Origin of the sequence: Streptomyces spinosus (assembly GCF_020400655.1) — a bacterium.
Classification (GTDB): domain Bacteria; phylum Actinomycetota; class Actinomycetes; order Streptomycetales; family Streptomycetaceae; genus Streptomyces; species Streptomyces argyrophylli.
In genome coordinates, this window is the sequence record NZ_JAINRC010000045.1 from 1 (window position 1) to 11794 (window position 11794).

Sequence of the window (11794 nt, forward strand, 5' to 3'; positions counted from 1 at the left end):
GCCTCCTGGACCGCCGCGGAGTCCGGCACCGACCGCACGGAGGATGTGACCCGATGACCGCTTGGACACCCGAGGACCAGGACCTGCTCGCCGAGACCTACGCCCTCACCCTGACCGCCGGGGACGACGGACAGGGTGAGGGCGTGGAGATCGGCATGGTGGTCGTCGACGGCGACCTGTACGTCCGCGCCTACCGGGGAGTGCGCTCCCGTTGGTACCAGGCGGCGCGGGACCACGGCCACGGACGGATCCGGGTGGCCGGCGTCACCCGGGACGTCTGCTTCCGGACTCGTGACCTGGAACTCTCCCCGGGGCTCGAGGCCGCCTTCCGCGCCAAGTACGGCGCACTCGCCGACGCCCTCGTCGCGAGCCCGGAGGCGCGGGCCGCGACGATCCGCATCGACCCGGCGCCCGTTCCGGACCCCGGCCCGGCCCGCTGAGTCCTGGCCGGGCCGGGGTCCGGCCCGTTCGGTCCCGGCCCATCGGGCCCCGGCCGCGCCGCCGGAACGACACCTTCGGTGATCACATGCGTACGTTCCGGTGCCCGGCGCATAGGGCGCCTGTTCCTCGGGGTCCCGGAAGGCACCGGGCGGGTATCGCGTGTGGGACCGCCCGCGTCCGGTCCCCGCACAGTCCGGTCCCCGCACAGGGGAACGGCCGTCCCAACGGGGGTTGCGGGACGGCCGTCGCGGCCCCCACTCCTCGACCGAGCGAGGGGCCTGCACAGGTTACAACGGATCCGGTCGGTCCCGGGTTCACGTTGACGCACGTATGAACGGGTGGACACCTTCACCACGGCCGCGGCGCGGGACAGCACATTGACTTACGTCACGTTCCCGCTGCCCCGCGGGGCGGATCCCCGCGTCATCGGCCGCCCCACCGCGCCCCGTCCTTCGACCGTCAAGTGACCGATGTGCGGATCGCGTCCCCGGGCGAACAGTGGGAGGCGCAGGCTTCCTACCACGGAGGGGAACTCCCGTCATGCATCGTGATCAGTCACCACTGCGGGCGCGGTCGACGCCCCGGCAGCTGCCTTCGCTGCTCCTGGACCTCGACCAGATGCTCGACGAGTTCACCCGGCAGCCGCTCCAGGCGGAGTTCCGGTTCGACGCGGAGATGCCCGCGGTGATCACCGTCGAGTTCCTGGCGGAACGGGGCCCGAGTCTCATCTGCCGGATCGGCCGCGAGTTGCTGCACCGCGGCCTGACGTCGATGAGCGGCTGCGCCGATGTGCGGATGTGGCCGACGCTGCCCGGTGAGCGCCCCTCGTCCTGGCTGCTCCTCGAATCGCAGGAGGTGGAGGCCCTCTTCGAGCTGCCCACCGGGCCGCTCGCCGAGTGGCTGGAGGCCAGCTACCGGATCACCTCGGCGGAGGCGGAGATGGACGGTCTCGACTGGGACGGCTTCCTGCTCCGGTTGCTGGACGGTCCGGCGGCGCCGTCGGAGTGAGCAGGGCCGGGCCGGGCGGGGAGGACTTGCACCCCCGTGCGTCACCTGTCAGAGTGGTGACGCACAAGCTTGCCGGGAGTGGACCGGCGGGCGGCACGGTCACACGTATGCCGCCCCCGGACACCCGGGACAACGCTGTGCCGCAGGCCGCACCCGCGGCGGACGAGGAGGAATGACGTGAAGAGCAGCAACCCGGTCTTCTCCCGCTGGGGCGCCACCCGTGACGCCGCCCCCGCCGGGGCGCACACGCGCCACCCGGTGGGCGTCACGGCCGGTGGCGGGCCGGCGGACGACTACCTGACCAACCCCTACGCCCCGGCCGCCGGTGCGGGCCCCGACGCCGGCGCACGGACCGCGGGGACCGCGATCACGATGGACGACGTCGTCGTCCGCACCGCGACCACGCTCGGCACCGTGGTGCTGACGGCCGTGCTGTCCTGGCTCCTGCTGCCCGTCGACGAGGCGAACATCGGCCGGTCGTACGGCATCGCCGTGGGCGCGGCCCTGATCGCCTTCGTCCTGTCGCTGGTCCAGGCGTTCAGGCGGGCGCCGGCCCCGGCGCTGATCCTCGGCTACGCGGCGTTCGAGGGTGTCTTCCTCGGCGTCATCTCCAGTGCCACCTCGACGTACATCGCGCCGGGCGTGGTCGTCCAGGCGGTGCTCGGCACCTTCGCCGTGTCCGCCGGCGTCCTGATCGCCTACCGGATGCGCTGGATCCGCGTCGACCGGCGCTTCGCCGGGTTCGTCGCCTCGGCCGCGACCGGCTTCCTGCTGCTGCTCGCCGCCGACCTCCTCTTCTCCGCCTTCGGCGCGGGCAACGGCCTCGGCTTCCACAGCGGCGGCCTCGGCATCCTCTTCGGCGTGATCGGCATCCTGCTCGGCGCGGCCTTCCTCGCCCTGGACTTCAGGCAGGTCGAGGACGCCGTCGCCTACGGCGCCCCCCGCGAGGAGGCGTGGCTGGCCGCCTTCGGTCTCACCATGACACTGGTGTGGATCTACCTTCAGGTGCTCCAGGTGCTGTCCATCCTCAACAGCGACAACTGAGTTCTCCGACGTCGGAGGGGGCATGCGCGGTGCGCGTGCCCCCTCCGGCGTGTCCGGCCATGCGCCTGCCGCGCTGAACCGAGGCGGGACCCGACTCGTTCTCCCCTCACGACGACATGCCCGCGCGTCGGGTGCCGGTCGGGACCGCTCCGGGCGGCCCCGGACCGACAGCACGCGAGAGGCGTCCACGAGCGCGCGAGAGCACTGCCCGTACCGGGACGGCAAGATGGTCATCGATCACACCTTCAAGGCCGACTCCCCCGCACGGTACGCCCGGCTCCGGCAGTTCGGCCCCATCCACCCGGCCGAGTTCCACCTCGGTCCGAGGGGCTGGGTGTTCGTCGGCCACGACCTGGCCCGGGAGGTGCTGACCCATCCCGCCCTGCTCAAGGACGCCACGCCCGCCGCCGAGGCCCTGACCGCCGCCTGATACGTCCTCCACCGGCCTCCGGTGGGACTCGACGCGCGAATGATGCAGGCCGACCCGCGGGAGCACACCCGCCTGCCCCGGCCGGCCTCGGCCGCCTTCACCCCCGCCGTGCGGCCGAACTCGCCCGTCGCATCGAGCGGATCGCCCACAACCTGATCGACGCGATGCCGCCGTCGGGCGAGCTGGACCTCGTCGAGGCCTTCACGCCCCGCTGCCCGCGACGGTCATCGCCGAACTCCTCGGCATCCCGCACCGGCACCACCTGCACTTCCGCCGCTGGTCGGGGCAGGCCCTCCAGGGTCCTGATGCGCGTCGTCGCCGGCCAGGAGAGCACGGTGACCCTGCCGGGCAACGCCGCGCCGGCCCTGCTGCGGCCCCCTGCCCCCGCCACCAGGCGAGGCTGTGCCGCATGGCGAGAGTGTGCGGGTGGTCGGGTTCCCGGACTCGCTCCATGTGCTCCGACAGTCGGCGTACGCGGCGGCGGCCCCGGCCGTGTTCCCGCCTCCCCCCTGCCACCTGGCCCCTTTACGCCCCCAGCCAGGCCCTCCGAAACACGTGTGGGTTGCGGGTAAGAAGATCCCGGGTCGTTCAGGCCACTTGCTCATCGGTCTCAGCCGGCTTGCTCATGGACCGGAATCAGCCGGCGCCCTGGTCAGCGTTCCGGCGGTCCAAGGTGAAGAGGCCCTGGCGTTCACCCGCGGTCATCCCGCCCCACACGCCGTACGGCTCTTGGTTGTGGAGGGCCATGGTGGTGCACGCCTCGATGACCTCGCACCGCTCGCAGATTCGGCGCGCCTGTTCTTCCCGCTGGCGGCGCCGATGGCCCCTCTCCCCCTGAGGAGGGAAGAAGACGGCGCTGTTCATCCCGCGGCAGGCGGCCCGGTCCTGCCATTCCCAGTCGCTCAGCAGCGGCAGCAGTCTGGTTCGCATCCTTGTCCTCCTCCTTCCGTCCCCGCAGGACCCGGACGTGCGTGATGGCTACATGAAAACCTGAGTCTCCGCCCCCGCTGCAGGGACCACGTCCGGTCCGGGGGCGGGAAGCGTGGGCCCCACAGCCCGTGGGGCGGACGTCTCAGTCGTCGACGGCGGACCGGGCGGTACCGCCGTCCGCTTCGCTTCCCCGCAGGTACGACTCCCCGTCCCTTTCGTGGGTCGCGTGGAACAAGGAGAGCCCTGCTTGATGTGCTGCGCACCGCACCGGGCGACCAGGATCGGCGTCGATGTGCAGTAGGCGCTCGGTCGCAGTGTGGCCCGGTGCGTACCACGTCCTTGCCGAGCGGGGCGGCAGCTCCCGTGCGGTCGCCGTGGGAGTGGAAGCGCACCGAGTGCGCGGCCCGTGAGGGGCTTGCCCGCTGGCACGGGTCACTTCCTGGACGGCACCATCAAGTGGTGCTGCCGGCTACAGGTGCGGGGCGATCGCCGCTGTCAGGAGGGGTGGAGTTCCACGACGACGCGATAGCTGGCAGGTTCCGAAGTGATGTGAAGGCCCGGGTCGTCGAACATGCGCTGCAGTGAGGCATGCCACTCGGGGTTACTGGTGGCCTTGTCGAGGGCGGTGCCTGAGGTCCACTCGGCGACGTGGACGAACGGCACCTCAGGGGTGTCGGCGAGCGGCCTGTGCAGGCGGGATCGGAGGAAGCCGGGCTGGGCCGACATGATCCGGGCGTTCTCCTGATACACCTCCACGAAATAGTCAGCTTCGGCCGCAGGCACGGTGTAGCGCTTGATGACAGTGACCGGCCCGTCGATGCCCGTCTTCGATTCCAGGGATTGACGCATGCCCACAGTGACCGACGATGCCACTCATTTGTGACCTACTGTCGGCTGTTGATGTCGCGCAAGCGGGGTGCCGGGAACACGGTATGGGGGACGCGCTCCCGGAACCGCCGGCCCGGCGCGGGCGTACCGGAACAACGCTCCCGGACGAGGCCGAACGACAGCGGTTCGGCGCCCAGGAACAGAGGGCTTCTGTGGGCCGGGTCCGCCTGATGCGGTCGAGGAGGATGCGGATCACTCAACGCGGGTGCGGGGTACTCACCGACATGGCGGTGGCGGCGGTCCGGTAGCGCAACGTCTCACGGAGAAGGCCCGATGCCTGTCACAGATCTCGTTCGCCCCTGGTCATACAGGTAACACGCAGGTCCCCACTTCCACATCGCAGATATACGCGACACAGCAAAGGGATTGATCATGAAGGTGGTCGTCATCGGCGGAACCGGGCTCATTGGCAGCAAGGTGATCGCCAAGTTGCAGGAGCACGGTCATGAGGCCGTGTCTGCCTCCCCCAACAGCGGTGTCAATACGCTCACCGGTGAAGGCCTGGACGAGGTCCTTCAGGGTGCCCAGGTCGTCGTCGACGTCTCGAACTCCCCGTCCTTTGCGGACGACGACGTGATGGAGTTCTTCCGTACCTCGACGTCCAACGTCCTCAAGGCGGAGAAGACCGCAGGCGTCGGCCACCACGTCGCCCTGTCCGTGGTCGGCACGGACCGTCTGCAGGGAAGCGGCTATTTCCGCGCCAAGCAGGTACAGGAGGATCTGATCAAGGGCGGGGGCATCCCCTACTCGATCGTCCACGCGACGCAGTTCTTCGAGTTCGCCAAGGGTCTCGCCGACCAGGCGACCGACGGTGACACGGTGACACTCCTCCCCGTGAAGATCCAGCCGGTCTTCTCCGACGACGTCGCCACGGCGGTCAGCCGCACCGCCGTCGGTGAGCCCCTCAACGCCATCACCGAAGTGGCAGGTCCGGACGTCTTCGAACTGCCTGAGCTGATCCGCAAGGAGCTTGCCGCGAAGCAGGACTCGCGCAAGGTCGTCGCGGACCCGAACGGCACCTACTGGGGCGCGAAGATCAAGGCCGACACCCTGCTCCCGGGCCCGGACGCGCACATCGGCGAAGTCCACTTCGACGAGTGGCTCGCACAGCAGAAGTAACCCGCACTAGCGAGCCAAGCGAGGAGCGGGCGAGCCCACGCCCCGACTGATCGTCCGGCTGGTGTCTCACTTCCCGGCAGCCGACGTCAGGAGCCTCGCCGACCCCGCCCGGTGCCGTGCTCCCCCGGGTGGGGAGCACGGCACACTCCCATCGGATCACTTCGCTGGATCACCCAGTGCCGCAGGTCATCGCGGTGCCAGGGCCGCACCTCAACGTCCAGCCGATCTTGATGGACGCAGTGCCGCAACCCCACAGCGCAGTCCGGATGATGTGCCGACCGTTGTCGGAGAAACCACTGTCGGACGACCCATTGTTGGTCCACAGTGAGTGGCACCCGCTGTCCGTCGCAGCGGAGTGCCGCGGAACTGGCGTGCGACGAGTGGCCGTCCGGCTGGCAGGCTGGGGTGGTCGGCGTCGGGCTGGTCCTATGATCACTTGGCTGATCGGCTCACCGTTCCACCGCTTCTCAGAGCACCGGAACATGGCGGGACCCGGGGGGACATCCTTCGTGCGTACTGCCCCGCAGGTAGCGGACGAGGTCCTCGTCGGTGCCCTCGGCACGGAGTTCTCGCACGATCTCCTCGACAGCCCTGTAGAGGACGGGAGAGCCGATCCGCACCACTTCGCGTCCGACGGGAGTGAGACTGACCTCGACGCTGCGGCGGTCGTGTGGTGACAGGCGCGTGGTGACCAGTCCTCGGTCCTGCAGACGTGTGACAAGGCGACTGGTGCCGGACTGACTCAGGCCCACACCGTTGGCCAGGACGTTGAGGTACAGCAGACCCGAACCGGCTCGCACGCTTTCGTCCAGCGCGCGCAGGGCGTGGAACTCGCTGGCTCCCAGCCCGATGTGCTGATTCAGGTGTCGCGCGACCCGGGACTCGATCAGACGGTGAACACGGGACAACGTGTCCCATCGGGCGATCGACGTGGCACCGGCGTTCATGCTGAATTTCCTCCCTGCTGTCCGCAGCCTCTGCCGTTTCCCGCAGGACACATGCCGGCATGAGGGTACGGCGGAACAGCCGCCGCTGGTCTGCACCATGTAGACAGACCAGGGGTCGTCGTTGTGACAGCCGCCGTACCACGTACTTCTTCCGCACTCCACAGCGGCCGATGCTGTCAATCAACGGGCCGGGAAGCGGGGCCGAGTTCGGCGAGAGCGGTCTTCAGCTCGGTCCGCCGCTTGATGCCGAGCTTCGCGAAGACCTTGCGCAGGTGGTACTCGACGGTGTGCGCACTGATGAACAACCGTGCGCCGATGTCCCGGTTCGTCAGCCCCTCGCGGGCCAGGCGCGCCACGTTGAGTTCCTGATCGGTGAGCTGCGCCGCCGACCCTCGCACGCGGACCCTCAAGGTCTCTCCGCTCGCGCGCAGCTCGTCCGCGGCACGCTGGGCGAAGCCGTTCAGGCCACAGACGCTGAGCACCTGGTGTGCGGAGCGCAGCTGTTCGCGCGCGTCGGCGTACCGCCCCCGGCGATTGAGCGCCTCGCCGTACAACAAACGGCAACGCGCCACCCAGATCGGTATCCGCTCGTGTTCGAAGCCCTTGATCGCATCGCGGTACAGCTTCTCGGCCTCGTCACCCGCACACAACTGCGCCTCCGCCATCGCCAGCACGGCCAACGCGTAGGTGGTTCCGACCGGCCGCGTGACGCGCGCCAATTTCTCGAACGCCTGCTCGGCAAGCGTGCGCTCACCGGTGTGCGCGGCCGCTTCCACCAGTTCGAGCAGCGTGCGCATCGCGAGGTTCAGTTCGTGGGTGTAGGGCAACTCGCGGCGACTGCGGGCCACCGCCTCGGCGAAGCGGCCCAGCCCGTTGTAGAGGACCGCCTCGGAGAAATTGGCCGCGCTCAGCGCGTGCCCTTCCCCCCGCGCCTGCCCGTCCGCCCGGATCTGCTCCGCCCAGCGCTCTGCCTCGACGGCCTGCCCCCGGTATGCGGCGAGGAGGAGCCGCCCGTACTGTGGGAGCGGATTCCCGGTGACCTCCTTGATGGCGTCGATCTCATCGCAGGAGGCTTCTGCCCCGTCCAGGTCGCCGTCGGTCATCTGCACCAGCATCAGCAGGCTCAGGGCGATCGGCAGTACGGTGACGACGCCTTCGGCGCGGGCGACCTCGACCTGCCGGTTGGCGAGCGCGCGGAGCCCCTCGGGGTCCCACAGGTCCTGGGCGGCACGGGAGGCGAACCACACCCAGTGCAGCTCGAGGGAGTCGGGTGCCTGTTCGAGGAACGCACGCTGCGCCCGTCGCAGGGTGGCGAGCGCGGCCTCCTGGCCCTCGGCGGCGAGCAACGCCTGGCCGCGCAGGATCAGGTCCCGTGCCCGGCCGGTCTCCTCGGCGGCGGGCGTTGCCCGGAGAATCGCGTGCGCGACGGCGGCCACCTGTTCGGCGTCTCCGAGCCTGCCGCCGTATGTCGCGGCCGCCAGTGCTTCGATGTAGGTGTCGCGGGCGAGCGCCGGGGCGAGCTCTTCGAGCCCTTGCGCCGCCGCGAGGAGTTGCTGTACCCCACCGCGGTCACGCCGCAGCGCGTATCCCGCCCGAGCGCGCAGCCGCGCGATGAGCGCCTCCTGCAACGGGGGGAGAGGAAGGGCGTGGGCGTACCCCAGCAGGCGCAGGGCCTCGGCGGGCACTCCGGCGTCGTGCTTGGCCTCGGCGGCTGCGATCAACCGCTGCCCGCGGGGGAACGGCGAAGGTGTGAGTTCCGCCGCCCGTTCCAGGAACGCGCCGGCGGCAGCCGCTCCGCCGCGCGTTCGTGCACGTACCGCGGACCGCTCCAGATCCGCGGCGACCTCCTCGTCGGGGTACAGCGTCGCGCTGGCCCGATGCCAGGCGCGGCGGTCCGGATCGTGTTCGGCGCTGGTGACCTCGGCCAGAGCGGCGTGGACGCGACGCCGCTCCCCCGGTGACGCCGCCCGGTACACAGCCGACCGCACCAGCGGATGACGGAAGGCGACGCGGGTCCCGACGACGAACGCCTCGGCGTCCTTGGCCGCTTCGAAGGCCTCCGGGCCCAGTCCGAGTACAGCGCTCGCCCGCCACAGCAGTCCGGGATCACCGGTGGGCTCGGCGGCCGCCAGCAGCAGCAGGAGGCGCGCCGACGCGGGCAGCGGGGTGAGCTGCACGATGAGACTCTGTTCGATGCGGTCCTCCAGCGGCAGGGAACCGGTCAGGGCGAAGCCGCCGGCGACCCGGGCCGGGCCCACCCGGGGCAACTCCCGCAGCGCGAGCGGGTTGCCGCGGGCCTCCGCGATCAGTTGGTCGCGTATCCGCCGGTCGAGACCACCGGGCACCGCCAGGCGCAGCAGCTCGCACGCATCCTCGTGGCCCAGTCCCTCGACGAGCATGTGAGACAGGCCCGCGAACACATCGTCGGCCTGGCGCATGGCCACCACAAGGGCGATACCCTCCGCGTCCAGGCGCCGGGCGGCGAACGCGAGGGCACGCGCGGACGCCTGGTCGAGCCACTGTGCGTCGTCGACGATGCACAGCAGTGGCCGGTCCTCCGCGGCCTCGGTGAGCAGTCCGAGCAGTGCCAGCCCGACGAGGAACGGGCTCGGCGCGGCGGCGGCGCTGCGCAGCCCGAACGCGACCTCGATCGCCTCCTGCTGCGGGGCCGGCAACCGGGCGGCCGAACCCATCATGTGCCCGCAGAGCTGCTGAAGGCCGGCGTAGGCGAGTTCCATCTCGGACTGTGAGGCGACGATGCGTTCGGTGCGGACGTGCGCCGCGGCCCGCGCCGTGATGTGGTCCAGGAGCGCCGTCTTACCGACGCCGGCCTCACCGGAGACGATCAGCGCTCCGCTGTGGCCGACGCGAGCACGGCTCACCAGCGCTTCCAGATCCGCCAGCTCGCGGCGTCGCCCCCGCAACGGCGCGATATCAGGCACAGTGTCCGCCTTCGCCGGGCATCAGCCACCCTGTCGTGTCTTTCCCACCGCATCCTATCGGAGGGAGGCTCCGGGCTACCCCGATCGCGAGCAGCAGTTGTCGCCCGGAACGGAAACGGACCCAGTGCCCGCGTTGGTCCAGCCGCGGCCGGCCGAGCATGCGTCCGGCCTCCCGTCACGACCGTCGACGCGAAGCCGAGGGCGTCGGCGGCGGGAAGTTCGCGCAGGAACTGCCGATGGGTGCCTTGCCGACCACTTGTGTGGCCGGTTCGGCAGGTGCGGGGGGTCCGTCGGACCAGTCTGCGATCGACGTCGGCCACCTGCTGTGCCGTGATCGGCGCGGCTGGAGTTCGGCCGCTCCGGGGCAGTGGTGCACGGCCTTCAGAGCCGCGGCAGGCTTGGGACAGCCCGGCAGCCCTGGAGGGTTCGCTGCGCACCGAGCCGGTCGACAGGGCATTCACCCGGCACGCCGGCGGGGCGGGGCCACCTTCAGACCTCGGAGTCACTCGGCCTGGTCCCAGCGTCATGGACGCCGCCTCAGGCGCGGTCTTCGGGCGCGACGTATTCGAAGGTGGGGGCGGCGGCCAGTCCGTCGTCGTCCTGCATGGCCATCAGGCTCTGTGCCTGTCCCTTGATCGCGTACATCGTGCCGACCGACATGCCCAGCATCGCCGGGTTGCCGTTGAAGGCCTGCTCGAGTTGTTGCAGCATCTTGCAGTACGTCTGGTTGAACGCCTGCTGCGCGGTGCGGATCGCGCTGCCTTCGGGGTGGTCCTCCAGCCGCGGGTTGGGGCGCAGGGGGCGGACGCCGGCAAGGTCGACGGTCACAGCCTCCCCGGTGGGGCCGGACTGGGGCGTGTCACCGGGCTGGTAACGCCGCCCCATGGCGAGTTCCTTGAAACGGTAATAGTGGGAGACCGCCTTGGTCTTGGGGTGGAACAGGTCCATGTCGCCGTCCCAGACGTCGGCACGGGCCGCGCCCTCACCCTGCTCGACGATCTCCTCAAGCGCCGCCAGCGCCGAACTCAGGTCGGTGACAGGGTTGAGGTGCCCTGCCGTGTGGGCGAACGGGCCGCCGGAGACCTGGCGGGCGGGGTCACCGTTGAAGACCTTGTCCTCACCCAGCTCGGCACACAGGCGCCGCAGCCCCTTCTCGACGGCGTCGTAGAACTGTCCGATCGTCTCGTAGTTGTCGCCCTCGGACGGATCTCCCGGGTGCGCCGGCTGTTCGATGCGCAGGAACATTTCGAGAGCCTCCGGCCCGAACGGCAGAAGGGACAATTCGATGGACGGGTCGGCGTGCGGCATGGTCCGCGGGTGGGGGGGCAGCAGGTGCGGCGCGTCCAGGCGGGGCTGTCCGCCGACCGCGTTGAGGAGGTTCGCGGCCAGGGCGAGGTGAATCATCTCCTCGACGAAGACGCCTCCGATGAGTTGTGCGGCCTCCGCGTTCCGTTCGGCGTCGAGGGAGTACAGGGCCGTGAGGTAGGGCGGCAGCGTGGCATGTTCCAGTTCGATGGCCCACTGCAAGTGCCTGCGCAGGTCGTCCAGCGTCGCGATGCCTGTCGCCGAGGCGGTGTCGAGCTCGTGGAGCTGGGGGTGAGACATGGATGAGACGCTCATTTCGGTGGTCGTAGGCGCAAGGGGACGCACCTGCGGCAGCTGACGTCGAAACGCCGAAGCGCTGCGTGAAGACGAGGCTGCTCGTTCGCCGCTCGCCGCCGAAAGAGCAGGCGCATACCCTGGAGTCACCTCACTGACAGGGCAGGCCACTTCTCTGTGACACGGTCATGCGCCTTCACCTCCACAGGCTCTGAACGAACCCGCATCCGTCACCGCACGGTGTGAGATAGTGTTTCGACCGCCGGGCCGGCGTGCGGCCGCCCTGCCGCAGTGTCGAGCTCCTGCCCTGGCACGACACATGCCGTTTCACCGGCCCTGTTTTCCGTGATGCCCGTTTCCCGGAGGCACTGTGCTCACGCTCGGCTCGCTCTCGGCAAGCACGCCGCCCTGGGAATTATCCCGTGAAAGGTGTGTCCATGGCCACA

Annotated in this window: 10 protein-coding genes; 5 read left to right on the forward strand and 5 right to left on the reverse strand. The window is 70.1% G+C overall.

Annotated features, from left to right (window positions below):
* The first annotated feature begins 53 nt into the window (after positions 1-53).
* The 4 genes from LG395_RS40680 (at position 54) to LG395_RS40695 (ending at position 2923) form a co-directional block, all read left to right on the forward strand.
* The gene (locus LG395_RS40680) at positions 54-440 is read left to right on the forward strand and encodes a DUF2255 family protein (protein ID WP_225814588.1); all 387 of its coding nucleotides are present in this window, start codon (positions 54-56) and stop codon (positions 438-440) included.
* Between the two features lie 541 nt (positions 441-981).
* Entirely contained in the window at positions 982-1449 is a 468-nt protein-coding gene (locus tag LG395_RS40685) for an SsgA family sporulation/cell division regulator (protein ID WP_225814590.1), read from the forward strand.
* A 177-nt stretch (positions 1450-1626) separates the two neighbouring features.
* The gene (locus LG395_RS40690) at positions 1627-2493 is read left to right on the forward strand and encodes a Bax inhibitor-1/YccA family protein (protein ID WP_225814591.1); all 867 of its coding nucleotides are present in this window, start codon (positions 1627-1629) and stop codon (positions 2491-2493) included.
* A 226-nt stretch (positions 2494-2719) separates the two neighbouring features.
* Positions 2720-2923 (forward strand): cytochrome P450, encoded by a 204-nt coding sequence (locus LG395_RS40695; protein ID WP_225814593.1) that lies wholly within the window; start codon positions 2720-2722, stop codon positions 2921-2923.
* A gap of 636 nt (positions 2924-3559) precedes the next feature.
* Here the strand turns inward: LG395_RS40695 and LG395_RS40700 are convergent.
* Entirely contained in the window at positions 3560-3853 is a 294-nt protein-coding gene (locus LG395_RS40700; RefSeq protein WP_225814595.1) for a WhiB family transcriptional regulator, read from the reverse strand.
* A gap of 495 nt (positions 3854-4348) precedes the next feature.
* The gene (locus LG395_RS40705) at positions 4349-4702 is read right to left on the reverse strand and encodes an antibiotic biosynthesis monooxygenase family protein (protein WP_225814597.1); all 354 of its coding nucleotides are present in this window, start codon (positions 4700-4702) and stop codon (positions 4349-4351) included.
* Between the two features lie 411 nt (positions 4703-5113).
* Here LG395_RS40705 and LG395_RS40710 point away from each other — a divergent pair, with 411 nt between their 5' ends.
* Positions 5114-5860, forward strand: a complete 747-nt coding sequence (locus LG395_RS40710) for an SDR family oxidoreductase (RefSeq protein WP_225814599.1) — start codon at positions 5114-5116, stop codon at positions 5858-5860.
* A 467-nt stretch (positions 5861-6327) separates the two neighbouring features.
* Here LG395_RS40710 and LG395_RS40715 read toward each other — a convergent pair whose 3' ends face one another.
* The 3 genes from LG395_RS40715 to LG395_RS40725 all read right to left on the reverse strand — a co-directional run bounded on the left by LG395_RS40715 (position 6328) and on the right by LG395_RS40725 (position 11354).
* Positions 6328-6807 (reverse strand): MarR family winged helix-turn-helix transcriptional regulator, encoded by a 480-nt coding sequence (locus tag LG395_RS40715; RefSeq protein WP_225814601.1) that lies wholly within the window; start codon positions 6805-6807, stop codon positions 6328-6330.
* A 176-nt stretch (positions 6808-6983) separates the two neighbouring features.
* The gene (locus tag LG395_RS40720) at positions 6984-9749 is read right to left on the reverse strand and encodes an AAA family ATPase (RefSeq protein ID WP_225814603.1); all 2766 of its coding nucleotides are present in this window, start codon (positions 9747-9749) and stop codon (positions 6984-6986) included.
* Positions 9750-10286: 537 nt separating this feature from the next.
* Complete coding sequence (locus tag LG395_RS40725; RefSeq protein ID WP_225814605.1) at positions 10287-11354, reverse strand: ferritin-like domain-containing protein; 1068 nt, start codon at positions 11352-11354, stop codon at positions 10287-10289.
* Between the last annotated feature and the right edge of the window lie 440 nt (positions 11355-11794).